Origin of the sequence: Nodosilinea sp. AN01ver1 (assembly GCF_050565655.1) — a bacterium.
Lineage (GTDB): Bacteria > Cyanobacteriota > Cyanobacteriia > Phormidesmidales > Phormidesmidaceae > Nodosilinea.
The window spans coordinates 187,955-205,359 of the sequence record NZ_JBNXVS010000005.1; the positions used below are offsets into that span (position 1 = coordinate 187,955).

General features: G+C 56.4%; 10 protein-coding genes and 1 pseudogene. 3 read left to right on the forward strand and 8 right to left on the reverse strand.

The features are described from left to right. Positions 1–260 precede the first annotated feature (260 nt). The 5 genes and pseudogenes from ACQ4N7_RS07080 to ACQ4N7_RS07100 form a co-directional block, all read right to left on the reverse strand. Positions 261–1,889 (reverse strand): WG repeat-containing protein, encoded by a 1,629-nt coding sequence (locus tag ACQ4N7_RS07080; RefSeq protein WP_430710911.1) that lies wholly within the window; start codon positions 1,887–1,889, stop codon positions 261–263. A 208-nt stretch (positions 1,890–2,097) separates the two neighbouring features. Then, on the reverse strand, positions 2,098–2,274 hold the full coding sequence (locus ACQ4N7_RS07085; protein WP_430710921.1) for a DUF1636 family protein: 177 nt from the start codon (positions 2,272–2,274) through the stop codon (positions 2,098–2,100). A gap of 254 nt (positions 2,275–2,528) precedes the next feature. Further along, positions 2,529–4,373, reverse strand: coding sequence for a molybdate ABC transporter permease subunit (gene modB, locus ACQ4N7_RS07090; RefSeq protein ID WP_430710912.1), 1,845 nt, complete (start codon positions 4,371–4,373; stop codon positions 2,529–2,531). 32 nt (positions 4,374–4,405) lie between these two features. Further along, entirely contained in the window at positions 4,406–5,227 is an 822-nt protein-coding gene (gene modA, locus ACQ4N7_RS07095) for a molybdate ABC transporter substrate-binding protein (RefSeq protein WP_430710913.1), read from the reverse strand. A gap of 59 nt (positions 5,228–5,286) precedes the next feature. Next, positions 5,287–6,398, reverse strand: a pseudogene (locus ACQ4N7_RS07100) (IS630 family transposase). Between the two features lie 397 nt (positions 6,399–6,795). Between ACQ4N7_RS07100 and ACQ4N7_RS07105 the strand changes: the two are divergent. Together ACQ4N7_RS07105 and ACQ4N7_RS07110 are read left to right on the forward strand one after the other, a co-directional pair. Beyond that, positions 6,796–7,038 (forward strand): hypothetical protein, encoded by a 243-nt coding sequence (locus tag ACQ4N7_RS07105; protein WP_430710914.1) that lies wholly within the window; start codon positions 6,796–6,798, stop codon positions 7,036–7,038. Between the two features lie 178 nt (positions 7,039–7,216). After that, positions 7,217–11,713, forward strand: coding sequence for a filamentous hemagglutinin N-terminal domain-containing protein (locus tag ACQ4N7_RS07110; RefSeq protein ID WP_430710915.1), 4,497 nt, complete (start codon positions 7,217–7,219; stop codon positions 11,711–11,713). A gap of 101 nt (positions 11,714–11,814) precedes the next feature. On the opposite strand, the gene ACQ4N7_RS07115 is transcribed toward ACQ4N7_RS07110, so the two are convergent. Continuing rightward, a complete protein-coding gene (locus tag ACQ4N7_RS07115) occupies positions 11,815–12,600 on the reverse strand; it encodes a DUF928 domain-containing protein (RefSeq protein WP_430710916.1) in 786 nt (261 codons plus the stop codon). A 155-nt stretch (positions 12,601–12,755) separates the two neighbouring features. Then, positions 12,756–14,648 carry a CHASE2 domain-containing protein gene (locus tag ACQ4N7_RS07120; RefSeq protein WP_430710917.1) on the reverse strand — a complete coding sequence of 631 codons (1,893 nt, stop codon included), beginning with the start codon at positions 14,646–14,648 and terminating at the stop codon, positions 12,756–12,758. 258 nt (positions 14,649–14,906) lie between these two features. Between ACQ4N7_RS07120 and ACQ4N7_RS07125 the strand changes: the two genes are divergently transcribed. Beyond that, entirely contained in the window at positions 14,907–17,078 is a 2,172-nt protein-coding gene (locus tag ACQ4N7_RS07125; protein WP_430710918.1) for a filamentous hemagglutinin N-terminal domain-containing protein, read from the forward strand. Here ACQ4N7_RS07125 and ACQ4N7_RS07130 read toward each other — a convergent pair. Further along, the coding region (locus ACQ4N7_RS07130; RefSeq protein ID WP_430710919.1) for an IS66 family transposase at positions 17,067–17,405 on the reverse strand (339 nt) is incomplete at its 5' end. The two genes, ACQ4N7_RS07125 and ACQ4N7_RS07130, sit on opposite strands and share 12 nt — an antisense overlap.

Here is a 17,405-nt window from a genome sequence, read left to right on the forward strand (position 1 = left end):
GCAGCACAAGGCGGCGGCGACCCGCTGTTTTTGCCCTTCAGAGAGGCGAAAGCCGCGCGTGCCGACCAGGGTTTCTAGCCCCTCGGGCAGGTTGGCGAGATCCTGGTCGAAGACGGCGGTGGCGATCGCAGGAGAGAACGATGGCAGCGATCGCGCTGCACCCGGGATGGGCTGGAGGGAGAAGGGGTGGGCTGGATGGCGGCAAGAAAGCGTGTTTGTGATCTACTGGGTTTCAACCATGTAAGGAAAGCCAGCTTTGCCTATGGATTGGCCGGGCGCGGCATTTGAATGTAGCCCCACTTGCCACCCCGGAGCTGGCTGGCATAAAAGCAGCCGTCACTCTGGGTACAGCCCGTCTGCACTCGGGTCCAGGTGCCGCCCACGTTGACCCGAGCCATGCCGTTCGAGACCCGATCGGCATCCACAAACTGAGTTGCGATCGCATATTGCCCCGTGCGGTCGATAAAGCCGGCCTGTTCGCCCCGCCGCACCATGGCAAAGCCCCCCGAAAAGGGCGTCGCCACCGGGCCAGAATACTCTGCCTGGGCAAAAAATTGCGGTTGAATGACCGTCTCACCAGCGCGGTTAATATAGCCCCAGGTGCGTCCGTCGCCATTGAGGCCCAGAACGGCGGCCAACCCTTCAGAAAAAGGCTCGGCATCGGTGTACTGAGGCTCGATCACAAAGGCCCCCGTGCGATCGATGTAGCCCCACAGCGCAATCGCCGTCGGAGAAGGACGCACTTTCACCGCGGCCAACCCGTCTGAAAACGCTCTGACTTGCTCAAACTGGGGCCGAATGGCGATCGCCCCCGTTTTGTCCATAAAGCCAGACTGGCCATTCACCGAGATCGCGGCTAGCCCCTCCGTAAACGAGGTCGCGTAATAGGGCTGAGGCTGAATGGCGATCGCCCCCGTTTTGTCGATGAATCCAGTCCGGCCATCTGCCGTGCGAATGGCGGCCAGGCCATCCGAGAAGTCGTCCGGGCGGGTCGTAAACTGCCGGGGAATGACGTAGGTTCCCGTGCGATCGATAAAGCCCCATTCAGCCCCGACCCGCACCGCCGCCAACCCGTCTGAAAACGGCCCCCCCTCGTCAAACTGCGGCGCAATTACCGTCGTCCCCTGCTGGTTCATATAGCCAACGTTTTCGCTGAGTAAGAAAGGCACCAGCCCCTCTGCAAAGCGATCAAACCCTCCCAGCTCAGGCGGAATCGTAAACACCGTGCGATCGCCTGCCACATACTCTAGGGGCACCGTCCGAGCCAGGCTGAGGGACTGGCAGATCAGGGCCGCCACCTCGCCCCGCGTGATGGCTCGATTGGGCTGCAACTGCCGCAGGTTCGGGTAGTTCACCACCAAACGCCCCACTGTTCCGGCTGCGATCGCCGTTCTAGCATAGGCTGGCACCTGCTGAGCGTCGTCAAAATATCGCGACAAGACCGTTTCCGGCGGTTCCGGGCTGCTCATGTGGGTGGCATTGGCCAAAATTGCGATCGCCTGCACGCGGGGAATGGCCTCTGTCGGTCGAAACGTGCCATCCGGGTAGCCCGAGAAAAATCCGCGCGCGTAGGCGTCTCGAATGGCTCGATAGCCCCAGAAGCTAGGGGGCACATCTCGAAACGTCGGCGCACTGCGGGTCGGCTCAACCTCACCAAACGAATTGAGCATGAGAACCGCGAACTCAGTGCGAGTCAGAGTGGCCTGGGGGCGAAAGCTACCCTCGGGATAACCACTCACCCGACGCTGCGCCGCTAGTTGGTCAATACAGTTGGTGGCCCAGTGGGATTGGGTATCTGAAAAAGCAGGGGCGCTGGCAGCAGCTAACGCCCAGGCGGCAGTTGCGGTGGCTGAAAGGGCAATGGAGCGAAGCAGTTTGAGAGCAGTCATTCAACACCAGAGCGGTCAACGAAATGGAATGCAGCCTTAAGAATTATCCGCAGACAATGGATGCTTACGACCTAATGTTTCATCGGCTAAAACCATCCCAACCGTTATAGCTCTAGTCAGGCTCAAAACGGGACTGGACCCCGGAAAAGAGGCTGGGCACGCTGATCGCCTGGCAGATGTCCCAGCTGAATCCGGGCCAGTAGCTCACTCAAGGCGCAGGCAGAATTCGCGCCGTTCGGTGCGCCTGCAGCTCATCGGGCAATTTGAAGCAGGGCACCCTGCCGTCGTCGCTGTCGAGGTAGAGTTCGGCGGCGGTGAGCAAGTCGGCGGCGCAGGTAGCGGGGTCAAGATCGGTAAGATGCCAAAGAGGATGCTCAAATCCTATCGCTAGTTGGCATCCATTCTCACTAGTTACTCAAAAATATGAGCCTGCTGCTGCAAAGGGTTAGCAGGTTCAGCGTTTGCGGCAGCCCTCAGCTTGAGCAACTGGGCAAAGCGAGAGGCGAAATTGGCGGACAGGGAAGGGCGATCGCAGCCAGATTTTTTATGTTGATTACAGATTCAAGTCAAGGCAAATGTCGATTGGACTATTAGTTAAAATAATAGACCTATTGTCTTTTGCCATTGCAGGGCTGTCTTTTACATCTCCAGCAAGAGTAACTGGGCCGGATCGAGGTGCACAAACCAGGGCAAGGGCCGTTCCTTTAATTCAGCCCATCTGTCTTTGAAGACCTCCGCCTGGAGGTGGTAATCGTTGCAGTCAGAGGGGGGGGTGCCCAGCTTGAGATAGAGGCTAATGCGGTGGGGCGTTTCGCTGGTCCAGGCAATCCAGCCGGGGAAGGTGTTGGGCTGGGTGGGCTGCTCGGGAAAGGTCAGGCGATGGGCGCGAATGCCCACATGGCTGTGGGTGGGCAGCACCGGCTCCAGGGTTTGCAGGGTACAGCCCCAGTCCAGGGCGGCGAGGGTGTGGTCGGCCTGGCGTTGCAGCGTCGAGAGGTTTTTGCAGCCGGTGAGTTGGGCCACGGCCAGGGTGCCGGGGTGGTCAAAAATGGCTTGCTTTGGCCCCTCGGCCACCACTCTGCCGCCCGAGAGCACCAGCAATCGCTGGCACACTCGATAGGCTTCTTCTAGGTTGTGGCTGACGAATAGGGTGAGGCCCCGATAGCTAGCCAAAGTTTTGAGCAGCTGCTTTTCGAGTTCGCTGCGCAGGTGGGCATCGAGGGCTGAAAAGGGCTCATCGAGCAGCAGAATGTCGGGGTTGGGGGCCAGGGCGCGGGCCAGGGCCACCCGCTGCTGCTGACCGCCGGAGAGCTGGTGGGGATAGCGATCGCCGAACCCGACCAGCTGCACCTGCTGAAGCTGCTCGGCCACTCGGCGGGCGATCGCCGCTTTAGACTCGCCCCGCAGACCGTAGGCAATGTTTTGGGCCACCGTCAGGTGAGGAAACAGGGCGTAGTGCTGGAAGAGATAGCCGACTCTGCGATCGCGGCTGGGCAAATTAATGCCAAAGGCCGAGTCAAACAGCACCCGCCCGTTCACCACAATGCGCCCGCTGTGGGGCGTCTCTAGACCCGCCAGGCACCTCAAAATCAGGCTTTTACCCGCCCCCGAGGCCCCCAGCAGGCCCAGGGGATGCTGGCCGGTGGCAAAGTCTACATCCAGATCAAACCCTGGCAGGTGATGGGTGAGGTTGACGGAGAGCTGAGGCGCTGGGGGGATGGGGTGTAGGGAGTCGGGCGCAGGGTCTGAGTTTTGAATGTTGCAGGAGCGGTGCGGGGGGCGACGAATTTTAGACCAGCCTCGTTCAATCCACCTCAGGATTGGTAGCCTAGCGCCCTGGGTTTGCCAGCGGTTCATCAGCACCAGGCCGCCCAGGGAAATGGTCAAAATCACCCCGGTCCACAGGGCGGCTTCGCGAAAGGCTCCGGCTTCGACGGCAAAGAAAATGGCCATCGGCAGAGTCTGGGTTTTGCCCGGAATATTGCCCGCCAGCATCAGGGTGGCCCCAAACTCGCCCAGGGCGCGGGTAAAGGCCAGGGCAGTACCGGCCCCAATGCCGGGCAGGGCCAACGGCAGCGTGATGCACCAAAACAACTGCCACTCCGTTGCGCCCAGGGTGCGGGCGGCCTGCTGTACGGAGCGATCGATCTGCTCCAGGCTGCCCAGCACGGTTTTGTACATCAGCGGAAATGCCACCACCGTCGCGGTGATTACCGCCGCATACCAGGTAAAAACAATGTTGACTCCGGCGGCTCCCATCACGGCACCGAGGGGGCCATTGCGACCCAGCAGCAGCAGCAGCAAAAAGCCCAGCACCGTGGGGGGCAGCACCATGGGGGCCAAAAACAGGCTGTCTAGGAGCGATCGCCAGCGACCCCGATAGCCCTGCATAAACTGCGCAGCAGCAATGCCCAGCCCAAACGCCAGCAGAGTGGCGATCGCGGCAATGCGGAGGGAGATCCACAGGGGAGAGAAGGTGAGCATGGTGGGTTTGAGGCCTTAGAAAGGGCGCTTCATCAGGGATCGACAACCCCAAAGCCAAAGTCCTTAAACTTCGTTTGGGCTTCAGGCGTCTGCAAAAATGCAATAAAGGTCTTGGCTGCATCAGGGTTGGGGCTATCGCTCACCACCGCGATCGGATAGACAATGGGCTGGTGGGTTGGCTCTGGAGCTGTAGCCAACACCTTAATTCGATTCGAAAGGGCGGCATCGGTGGCATAGACCAGCCCCACATCGGCGTTGCCACTTTCTACGGCGGCCAAAACCCCTCGCACGTTGTTGCTAAACACCAGCTTGGACTGCAGAGGCTCAAGCAAATTTAGCTTGGTAAACACTTGTTCGGCGTACTGCCCTGCCGGTACGCTGCGAAACTCGCCCACCGCCACAACGCCCACCTCAGCCTCTTTAAGCTGAGCAATATCGGTAACAGCAATTGGCGACTGTGATGGGGCAATCAGCACCAGGCTATTGGTCAACACATCCCGTCGAGAATCTTTTATAATTAGCCCTTTCTCCGCCAGTACATCCATTTGTTTGGCAGCGGCAGAAAAGAAGATATCGGCTGGGGCACCCTGCTCAATTTGCTGCTGTAGGGCACCCGAGGCCCCAAAGTTATAGCTAATGTCAAACATGGGGTAGGCTTGACGAAATTCAGGCGTAATCGCTTCTAGGGCATCCTGCAAGCTAGCCGCCGCCGATACGGTGAGTTCGACTGTTTGTGCTGAGGTTTGGGGAGGGTTAGGGGGCGGAGCAGACAGGCCGCAGCTGGCGACAAACAAGCTAATCGCCAGACCAATACAAACACGAATCAAAAATCTACGGCCCTTGATCAGAGGCATAAAAAGCTCCTTAAAATCGAAGAAAACCAGTTCATTTATGGGAATAAGCTGTCGCGCATCTAAAATGCATTGATAGCATTTCCTTTATTTTTGAGCTTGCGGTCCCACTTTATAGTTAACTCCCCATCATTGAGTAGCTTATTTATCAAAGCCTCAAGCTCTTCTATGGACTTAAACAGACGACCAGAGATATATTCCTTCGCCGAATGCCAAACTAATTCTATTAGGTTATAGTCCGGACTATATTCTGGCAAGAACTCTAACACCAAGTTGGGCATCTCTGTTCTTATTCTTTCAATAAATTCTTCCTTTTTATGAATACTTGCGTTGTCCAAAATAATGACTATCCTAGGGCCTTCCTTCTCGAAATCATTAATCTCTTTATTGTCACCCGCCCACTCACACTTGATTTCTTCGTAAAATTCCTTCAAAACTTTGTAGAAATTCTCTCCTGTCCCCTTTGGCAAAAAGTCAATCAGTCGCTTCTTATCTGAAAAGCGTACTCCTCCCATCACACTGACCCGACCCTTCTTGCGAACTCCTGAAACCTTTTTGCGGCTTCCTCTTTTTGTCCAAAGTTTTCGACGAATCACTCTCAAACTAAATCCGCACTCATCCCAAAACCATACCTAGAGACTGTCTGGCGTCTCTTTCGTAATTCTTAAATATTGGTCTAACTTAGCCTTGAATAGTTTCCGCTTCTCGGGATCTTGCTTTTCCTCTAGGCTATACTTGGCCCAGAGGGAAACGTACTTTTTGCCTTAAGTGTTCTCCTGACCTGACTTCCACTTAAGCGAATCCCTGTTTCTTGTTCTAGATAAACCGCTATGCGCTCAGCCGTCCACCTCCCAAATTCGTATCCCAACTCTTGCGGGTCTTTTTCGATCGTCTCTAGCAATAAGTCAATGTATTGCTCTGTTACTTTATGATAATTGCCTTTCATTCGTTCATCGATTAGGCTGCCTAGGTTGTTTGGGTCGCCATGCGTACACCAATAAGCTACTTTTCTTAAAGAACAACCCAGAAAATCAGCAATCTCTTGTTGTGTTTTGCCATCATTGCGTAGCAGAAGAATTAGAATCCTCTCACGAACATCAGGATGCTCATGGAACTTGAGCTGCTTCTGTAATTCTTGCTTCTCTTCTGCTGTTAGATAGTTCTTGATTGGCATAGCTAACCTATTGAACCATACCTTATAATATGGAATCTAAATGCCTGACAGCTTAGGAGAGATTAAAGTCCTTGACCAGATATGCAGACGCATTCCTTCAACCAAGGGTTAATTGTTGGCAGTGCCCCATTAGTGGGTAATGAGCTTAGGCAACTCCACAACGCCCCGACGCAGGGCTAAAACGGTACCCCCGACAGAAACAGTAGGGTAACTCCACCGAGGCCCATGATGCTGAGCGATGCCTTCAACGAATCGAACCAACGGCAGCTGAGTCAGGCCTATTGACCGCCGCCTATAACAGCGAACCATACGGCTGGTCAGCCCCTACAGCCTGCTGATCGACGAAAACCGACCCATTCTGGGGCCAGTACTATCGGTGCAAATTCCCTTTCGGATTATGGCGTCCGGGGAGGAGCGCGATCGCATTGCCGCCGATCTGGAGCAGATCACCGCCGAGCTGACCCATGAGCAGGCCGATGCTGAGGCGATCGCCCAGGCCAAAGCCAACTACTTCCTCAAAAACGAGCTGCTCGCCGACGCCCTACAAATTCTTTTCACCGTTGAAGACCCCTCCGCTGAGGTGGTCACGGCCCGCAATGCCCTAGTAACCGACCTTTGCAGTGAGGAGTTACAGCCCTAGCACACGCCATCCCTATCATCTGTCCAAACCGCTGGTGTAAGCGGCCCCACCAGTAGCAATGAAGTCTCCACCAGTAGCAACGAAGTCTGTTTACAGAGGTTCTCGATCGTTAAGAGTGAGCCGGATGCAGCTTAGGTCCGTGGTAGGGTTGCCTTGAACTATGCCCTAAACCGCATCTATGGCTATTTTTCCTGCTTTGAGCAAAGCCTTACTGACAAGGTCACTCTCGCTGACTACGACCCTGGTTTTGCTCTCCACAGCAGGAGCAACGCCCCTAGCCCAGGCACAAGTTATACCCGACGCCACCTTGGGGAACGAGGCGTCTACCGTAACCCCTAATATGCCGGTGAGCGGCAGCGAAGCTGACCTAATAGAAGGCGGTGCCCTGCGCGGCAGCAACCTGTTTCACAGTTTTCTAGAGTTCAATGTCGATGCTGGGCAGCGTCTTTACTTCGCCAACCCAGCGGGGGTCGAGTCAATTCTCAGCCGTATTACCGGGGGCAACCCCTCGGCCATTTTTGGCACCCTGGGAGTCGATGGCGCAGCCGATCTGTTTTTGATCAACCCCAACGGTCTGGTGTTTGGCGAAACCGCCACCCTCGATATCCAGGGCTCGTTCTACGCCAGCACCGCCGAAGCCATCCCTATAGGCGACGGTGTCTACAGCGCCACGGCCCCTGAGCAAAGCACCCTGCTAACAGTGAATCCCAGCGCCCTATTTAGCAACTATCTCAGCGAGTCGTCTGGCAATATCGTAAGCCGAGCCCCCCTGGCCGCTGGCGAAAACCTCACCCTGGCCGCCAACCAACTGGACTTACAGCGGCAGGTAACAGCAGGCGGCGATTTAACCCTGCTAGGCAATACCGTGCAGATTCGCGATGCGGTAAATGCCCCGTTCATAGGGTTCGCTGGAGGCAATTTGCTGGTGCAGGGCAACGAGCAGGTCGATGTTGTGGCCCTCAACCACCCCGACAGCGGGCTGTACAGCTATGGGAATATGGTGCTGCGATCGCAAAACCCCGTCGGCGGCGACGCCCACTACTGGAGCGGCGGCAACTTTCGTGTCGAAACCCTAAACGGTAGTGGCGGCAGCCTATTTAGCCCCATCGACCCCATCATCCGCACCTTTGGAGATGTTTTTATTGAGATCTACGTGGGTAGTTCACTGCACATTTTGGCTGGGGGTAACGTCACTCTTGGCACCGTCGCAATTACGGCCCCAGATCCAGGGGCTTTAGAAATTGATTTTTTGCAAGAAACCGTCACGCTCTCGGATAGCACAGTGGTTCAAGTTGACGGCGGTGCCCAACCTACCTTAGACGTGCGAGCCGGAGTTCGACAAGAGGCGCTGGGAACGCCACCTATAGAACAGTTAACTGGTTTCAATCCTAATATCGATACTCTTTTTGGCAATGAATTTCCTACGGATACTCCTTCAAGTGCAGACATTGCCATTAGCGATGTTCTGATTGCTGCGCCCAATGGACTGGTGCTATTAACCAACCAATATCAACCCAACCCTGACCTTATTGGGGGCAGCATTACGGTCACCGGTGATGGGCTTTATGGCCGTGGCATTGAGACCAGCAGACCTGACGAGCAGGGTGGCACAGTGTATCTTGATGCCCGTGCCGATGTCTCTGTCATTAATAGTTATATTGCTACTTCTGCTGTAGGAAATGTAGGTGATGTAGTGATTAATGCAGGTGGCACTGCTCGTTTTGAAGGTATTAATGGCATCGACATCGGCGGAATTTCTGCCAATTTAAACGTAGGGGCAGAAGGAACTGGTGGCAACATTCGCATTAATGCGACCAATCTCGACGTTTTGAATGGAGCACAAATTAGGTCGGTAGTTTTCGGTAGCGGTCAAGGAGGCGATCTTATATTTAACATTCGTAACACTGCCCGGTTTGCTGGCAGCTCTAGCGGCGCGTCTAGCAGTGTTGGGCCTGGTGGGGAAGGTCAAGGCGGCAATGTGCAGATTAGCGCTCGCAACCTTGAAGTCCTTGATGGAGCGGTGTTGCGTGCTGACACTTTAGGTCTAGGAGATGCAGGCAGTGTGATTTTAGAGATTGAGGAGCTAGCCCGCTTCGCTGGCAGATCTAGCGGCGCGTTTAGCAGTATTAATCCTAGTGGGGAAGGCCAAGGCGGCGATGTGCAGATTAGCGCCCGCAACCTCGAAGTCCTTGGTGGGGCGCAGTTGAGTGCCGGTACTTTTGGGTTCGGAAATGCAGGCCGCGTGATTTTAGAGATTGAGGAGCTAGCCCGGTTTGCTGGCAGCTCTAGCGGCGCGTTTAGCAGTATTGAGCTGGGTGGGGAAGGCCAAGGCGGCAATGTGCGGATTAGCGCCCGCAACCTTGAAGTCGTTGATGGAGCGGTGTTGAGTGCCGATACTGCGGGACTGGGAGATGCAGGCAATGTAATCTTAGAGATTGAGGAGTTGGCTCAGTTTGTTGGCTCTAATCCTCTCAGTAGAATAGCTAGCGGCGCGTTTAGCAGTATTGAGCTGGGCGGGGTAGGCCAAGGCGGTGATGTGCGGATTAGCGCCCGCAACCTTGAAGTCGTTGATGGAGCGGTGTTGAGTGCCGATACTGCGGGACTGGGAGATGCAGGCAATGTAATCTTAGAGATTGAGGAGTTGGCTCAGTTTGTTGGCTCTAATCCTCTCAGTAGAATAGCTAGCGGCGCGTTTAGCAGGATTGAGCTGGGTGGGGAAGGCCAAGGCGGCGATGTGCAGATTAGCGCCCGCAACCTCGAAGTCCTTGATGGGGCGCAGTTAAATGCCAGTACTCAAGGTCTGGGAGATGCAGGCAGCGTTATTCTAGAGATTGAGGAGCTAGCCCGGTTTGCTGGCAGATCTAGCGGCGCGTTTAGCAGTATTAATCCTAGTGGGGTAGGCCAAGGCGGCAATGTGCAGATTAGCGCCCGCAACCTCGAAGTCGTTGATGGAGCGGTGTTGCGTGCTGACACTTTAGGTCTAGGAGATGCAGGCAGCGTAATTCTAGAGATTGAGGAGCTAGCCCAGTTTGCTGGTTTTAACCCCTTTGATGGCAACTCTGGTGGCGCATTTAGCAGTATCACGCTCAACGGAGAAGGCCAAGGCGGTGATGTGCAGATTAGCGCCCGCAACCTTGAGGTCCTCGATGGAGCACAGTTAAATGCCAGTACTCAAGGGCTAGGAGATGCAGGCAGCGTAATTCTAGAGATTGAGGAGCTAGCCAGGTTTGCTGGCTCTAACCCTATTAATGGCAGCCCTAGCGGCGCGTTTGGCAGTGTTGGGCCTGATGGGGAAGGCCAAGGCGGCAATGTGCAGATTAGTGCCCGCAACCTTGAAGTCGTTGATGGGGCGGTGTTGTTTGCCAGTACTCAAGGGCTGGGAGATGCAGGTAATGTAATTTTGGATATTGAGGAGTTGGCTCAGTTTAGTGGTTTTAACCCCTTTGATGGCAACTCTGGTGGCGCATTTAGCAGTATCACACTCAATGGAGAAGGCCAAGGCGGCAATGTGCAGATTAGCGCCCGCAACCTTGAAGTCCTTGATGGAGCGGTGTTGTTTGCTGGTACTCAAGGGCTGGGAGATGCAGGCAGCGTGATTCTAGAGATTGGGGGGCTGGCCAGGTTTGCTGGTTTTAACCCTATTAATGGCAGTTCCAGCGGCGCGTTTAGCAGTATTGATCTGGATGGGGAAGGCCAAGGCGGCGATGTGCAGATTAGCGCCCGCAACCTTGAAGTCCTTGATGGGGCGCAGTTAGCTGCTGGTACTCAAGGGCTAGGAGATGCAGGTAATGTAATTTTAGAGATTGAGGAGTTGGCTCAGTTTGTTGGCGCTAACCCCGTTAATGGCAGCCCTAGTGGCGCATTTAGCAGTATCACGCTCAACGGGGAAGGTCAAGGTGGCAATATTCAACTTACTGCTAAAAATTTAGAGATTTTTCAAGGAGCGGGCTTAGCTGCCAATAGTCTCGGCTTGGGGGATGCAGGGAATATTATTTTGCTAATCTCGGAAGGACTATTGGTAGATGACGGCACTATTACGACGACTGCAAATGCAGCATCGGGAGGGCAGGTAAGCGTTCAAGCAGGGCGGGTCATTTTGAGAAGCGACAGTGATATTCAAACTTCTGTGAGACAAGGTGAAGGGGGCGGTGGCAATATTACGATCGCATCCAATTTCCTCATTGCCCTCGAAGATAGCGATATTCTGGCCTTTTCTGCCGATGGCCGAGGCGGCATCATTGATCTCAGTCGCACCACATTTTTTGGGCAAAACCCAAGCATTGCGGCGCGTAATCTTAGTCTCAATGAATTACTAAATTTAGACGAAAACGATCGCGTCGATATCAACGCCACGGGCGGCATCGAGTCGGGGCAAATTTTTGTGGGCGATGCCACCTTCGTTGAAAACAGCCTCACAGCCCTAACCGATGCCATTGTCGATACCAGCGCCCTCACCGCAGGGAGCTGCATTGCCCGCAGCCAAGATAGCCTGGGCTCCTTTGCCGTCACAGGCCGCGATGGGTTGCCCGCTACCCCTGGCGATGGGGGCATTTCGGCCTACCCCACCGGCACGGTGCGCGCTGTGGATACACCCGTTGCTACCCAGATTCAGGAGCCCGATGGTGTGTATCAACTCCCCAACGGTCGCCTGGTGCTGGGCCGGGCCTGCGACTAGTACAGCAAGTAGAAAAAACCTGCCGCTCAGGATGCCTGATACCCTAACGATTCTTCATTTTGAACTTTGACTTTTGAACTCTGCCTAGCGGTACCAGGGCACTACTCCTGCTCGCTCAGGTAACTGAGGCGATCGCTGAACAACGAAATCCCGTCGTTAGGGTTCAAAGCCTCCTGCTCGGCCAGCCCTGCCAGCAGGTCGCGGCGGTAAGCAGCGGCCTCTGTAGAAACCGGAGTTTGGGACAGCAGAGCGATCGCATCGTACCAAAGCCCCGCTGCAATCGCCTGCTCGGCGCGATCGACCAGACTGCCCTGCCCCACAGCGACCCGATCCGTGGCGGCCACCACCTGCAAATCGGCCTCATCTAGGGCCACCTGGGAGGGTCGGCCTGGGTTGCACTGCAAAATTACCTTCCAGCGATAGGTGCCGCCCGCCGCTAGCGCGGGTTCATCGTCAGGCAGAGTAAACGACTGGTAACCGGGCTGGCTGTCTCCCAGGTTGAAGGTGTTGACTGGTGTGAGTTCGTCGCCCTCAGACGCCGCATACCGATAGAGCTGAAGCTGCATTGGGTAAGGGGTTTCATCGGGCACGTACCAGACCAACGTGGGGCGAGTCGCCGCCGTTGCGCCGATGTGCGCCTGGGGGGCCAGCGCCGTGAGGTTGATGGGAGCGGTGCCATCGCAGCCGCCTCGGGTGCCGCCCCCCACGGTGCGGCGGGGGGCACGGGATGTGGGCGGCGGCTGATAGCCTCGGCGATTCGAGCTTTGAGCGATCAGAAGGGGGCTTGGGGCCACCTGATTGCCCCAGCTGGGGTTGCCCACCGATAGAAAAACGCCGGTTAGGCTGCTGACCGTCAAAAGTGCCGCCGCGATCGCTGGTTTGTGCATCCCTAATTACCGTTCTGTAGGTGTGCCCCTAAGAGTAAAGGAGCGGCCTAGCCAATGGGCAAAATTTTGCGCCAGTTCATCGACGCTTAACGGTCACGGGCGTTGCCGGTTTTGGTAAAGGGCGCGGCTTGGGCCAGGGTTTGCGTCTCGTTAACTCATCGATTCAATCCCCAAAACCCCACACGGTGCGGCTTCACCAGAGGCCATCGCAGCTCGCAACAGGTGCCCGCACTGCTAAACTCGCGCTTAAACTGCCCTTTTAATCGCTGAGCCAGTTGTTTGGCCTGCCGGGTGCCCCAGCCCGTGCCCGCCGGAGAGGCCTCAAGGGAGTACGGTCTCTGGCCGTTGTCGATCACCTGAATCAGGTTTTCGGTATCGGTGGCCTGGCAAACCACCGTCAGGCGGGTCACGTTCACCCCGTGCTTGCCCACATTCAGCAGGGCCTCTTCTAAAAACTGACAGAGACCCTGCTGGTCGTCGGCGGAAAGGCCGAGGGTGCTGAGGGGTTCAAAGGTGACGACCTTGAGCTTGAGCGATCGCAGCCCCGGAAAGTCTGGCTCACCCCGCTCCAGGGTTGTCGTATAGGTCTCCCATAGCTTTTCGTGCAGAGGAACGGACTGGTCGCCCCCCGGCAAAGCAGCGGCGGGCAGGCTCTCGCGAATATCGCGTAGCTCCTGGTTAAGGCGCTCTAGCTTGGGTCGAGTCTCGGCCCAGGCGAGGGGTTCGCTGTCGCGCAGCAGCAGGGCCAGGGTTTGCAGCGGGCCATTGTGAATGGCGCTGTAGGTTTGGTCAATAATTTGCTGGCGCTCGGCAATGCGCGATCGCAGGGTTTGGTCATACAGATAAAACCCCGGCAGCACCAGCCCATTGACGCTAAACACCACCAGCGTCGGCACCAGCGGAATCCACCAGCCCCCCAGCCACAGCAGGCCAAAGCTCACCCCCACCAGGCCCAGACCAATCAGGCCCATGGTCAGCAGGTACCAGGAGGGCGACCTGACTCCCCAGATCAGCACCGTGCCCACCCCGCCCCACAGCACAATCCACAAATACTCCAGGCTGTCGGGCCAGGGGCGCAGTAGGGGGCGACCCTCCAGCACCGCACTGACCAGCTGACTGGTGGCGTGTGCCTGCATCACCACCCCGTACACCAGCGCCGGACTGTCCGCCGCTACCGCCGCTGAGTTGAGAAAGTCCTTCGCGCTCGACGAGGTGATGCCCACCAGCACAATGGCATTCTCAATCCAGGTGGGGTCTACGCTGCCATCGAGCACCTGCTGCAACGACACCCGCCGAAAGGGTTGAGGACCACTGCGCCCGTTGAGCAACACCTGGTGCCCCCCCGCATCGGCCCCCACGTAGCCGCCCGCATGGGAAGAAATCTGAGAAAACTCTGTCGAGCCAAAGCGCATAGCCCAGGGGTCGCGCCGACCATTCTCCAGAGTCAGCCCCTCCGCTTGCAAGTAGGTCTCGGCCAGCCGCAGGGCCAGCGAAAAGCGAAACTCGCCCACGGCGTTGGGCGACCCCAGCAGAGCACGGCGCACAAACCCATCATCATCCTGGGGAAAGTCCACAAACCCCACCTGCTCGGGGGGCAAAAAGGCCGGGGCCGCTACGGGCGGATTGCTCAAAATATTCTCAATGGCGATCGCATAGGGCAGCGTCGCCAGGGTTTCGACCAGGGCTGTGTGGCCTGGCTCCACCGCCAGATCGCGGTAGATGTCGATGCCCACCGCGCGAGGCCGATGCACCGCCAGGGTTTGCAGCAGCTCGGCCAGCACCCCATCGGGCACTGGGTAGGTACCCAGCCGCTGAATATCGGCCTCGTCAATGCCAACGATCAGCATCCGCTCGTCGGTGGGTTCAGCCGGTCGCCAGCGCAGCAGCTGATCCAGCATCTTCAGCTCCAGACCCTCAAACAGCCCCAGCAGCCGGGCACCCACCACCAAGCCCAGCACCACCACACCGGGCACCACCTGCCGCCACGGCGTCTTCCCTGCCGGGTAACGGCGCTGCCAACTGTGCCGGAGTTCGTCAAAAGGTTTCATAGGGCCAAGGGATTACGTGACGGTCAGGACGGGGGGAATTACCGCTAAGCCAAGCCTACAAAACCTTAGCGCCAGAACGTTGCAGAGTTACGTTAACCCGCTTGCTGAAACCTACGCAATGTCAGGTTGAATAAAGCAGGTTCACCCCCAGATTCATGTCTCAACTCAGCAACGCCACCACCCGCTGATCCCAAAGTTTGACCGTCGTAAAGCGGAGACAGGTGCTAAAGTTTGGGTGCTTTTTCTCTGTCCTTGGTTATGCCCCACTCTACCCTCCCTGTTTGCGGCGTGTTGGTGTTGGGGGCGATCGCCACCCTAGCCACCCCCGCCCCGGCGCAAGTTATACCCGATGCCACCCTGGGGAATGAGGCGTCTACCGTAACCCCTAATATGCCGGTGCGCGGCAGCGAGGCCGACTTAATCGAAGGCGGTGCCCTGCGCGGCAGCAACCTGTTCCACAGTTTTCTAGAGTTCAATGTCGATGCTGGGCATCGGCTCTACTTCGCCAACCCAGCGGGGGTCGAGTCCATTCTCAGCCGCATTACCGGGGGCAACCCCTCGGCGATTTTTGGCACCTTAGGGGTTGATGGCGCAGCCGATCTGTTTTTGATCAACCCCAACGGTCTGGTGTTTGGCGAAACCGCCACCCTCGATATCCAGGGCTCGTTCTACGCCAGCACCGCCGAAGCCATCCCTATAGGCGATGGAGTCTACAGCGCCACCGCCCCAGAGCAGAGCAGCCTGCTAACGGTGAATCCCAGCGCCCTATTTAGCACCTATCTCAGCGAGACATCTGGCAACATTGAAAGCCGAGCCCCCCTGGCCGCTGGCGAAAACCTCACCCTGGCCGCTAACCGACTGGACTTGCAGCGGCAGGTGGCAGCGGGGGGCGATTTAACCCTGCTAGGCAACACCGTGCAGATTCGCGATGCGGTGGATGCGCCGTTTGTGGGGTTTGCGGGGGGCGATCTGCTGGTGCAGGGCAACGAGCAGGTGGATATTGTGGCCCTCAGCCACCCTGACAGCGGATTGTACAGCTATGGCGATATGGTGCTGCGATCGCGCAACCCCGTCGGCGGCGACGCCCACTACTGGAGCGGTGGCAATTTCACCGTAGAAACCCTAGACGGCAGCGGCGGCAGCCTATTTAGCCCCATCGACCCCATCATTCGCTCCCTGGGAGATGTTTTTATAGAAGACTATCTGGGCAGTTCGCTCCATATTTTAGCCGGGGGAGCCATTACCATTGGCACCGCTGAGATTACGGCTCCAGACCCAGGGGCTTTAGAAATTGATTTTTTGCAAGAGGCGGTTACGCTCTTAGATGGCACAGTAGTTCAGGTTGATGGTGGTACTCAACCTACATTGGATGTGCGAGCTGGAATTCGCCCAGACGTATTAGGAACACTGCCTCCGGTTGTATTGACAGAGTTTAATGCAGCTACTGATGACTTTATTGGCGATAATTTTGTCAGAAATGTACCTTCAAGTGCCGATATTGCCATTGGCGATGTTCGGATTGCTGCGCCCAATGGCCTGGTGCTATTAACTAACCAATATCAACCCAATCCTAATCTTAGTAGTGGCAACATTACGGTCACAGGTGATGGGCTTTATGGCCGTGGCATTGAGACCAGAAGACCTAACGAGCAAGGTGGGGCAGTGTATCTCGACGCCCGTGGCGATATTTCTGTGATTAATAGTTATATTGCTACTTCTGGCATAGGAAGTGTCGGGAATGTAGTAATTAATGCTGGTGGCACTGCTGTTTTTGAAGGTATTAATAGCATCGGCCTTGGCGGGATTGCGGCCAATCTAAACACAGGGGCAGAAGGATCTAGTGGCACCATTCGCATTAATGCGGCCAATCTCGACGTTTTGAACGGCGCACAAATTAGGTCGGCAGTTTTCGGTAGCGGTCAAGGGGGCGATCTTATATTCAACATTCGTAACACGGCCCGGTTTGCTGGCTCTGACCCTGATGGCAACCCTAGCGGCGCGTTTAGCCGTATTCAGTCTGATGGGGTAGGCCAAGGCGGCGATGTGCAGATTAGCGCCCGCAACCTCGAAGTTCTTGATGGGGCGCAGTTAAGTGCCAGCACTTTTGGGCTGGGAAACGCAGGCGATGTGATTTTAGAGATTGAGGAGCTAGCCCGGTTTGATGGCAACTCTAGCGGCGCGTTTAGCAATATTGATCGTGATGGGGTAGGCACAGGCGGTAGTGTGCAGATTAGCGCCCGCAACCTCGAAGTTCTTGATGGGGCGGAGTTGAGGGCCAGTACTTTTGGAGCGGGAAACGCAGGCGATGTGATTTTAGAGATTGAGGAGCTAGCCCACTTTGCTGGCAGCTCTAGCGGCGCGTTTAGCAGAATTCAGGAGAATGGAAAAGGCCAAGGCGGCGATGTGCAGAGTAATTGCTCAACTCAGTAGCCAATCAGCCTGCTGTGAGGTAAGGGCACGAGAAATAGCCTCGAAGGCAGAAATGCCTTGACGGCGAGCCGTGTTCACCAGTGAGCGCACCTGAGCAAACAACTCCGCACCCCAGTCTGAGCGAAAGCCATGGGTGACCTTGCGAAAGACCACACTCCAGCGCAGCGCTTGTTCACTGGAATTATTGGTCGGCGGCACGCTCTCATGGTCAAGGAACAGCAGCAGATGCTCTCGAATCTTCAAATAGCGTTTGAGCAATCGCTGTCCCTCGGGGGACTTGGGCTTCAAATTCAAGATCTCCCGCAGGCTGCCTCGGAAGCGAGAGCG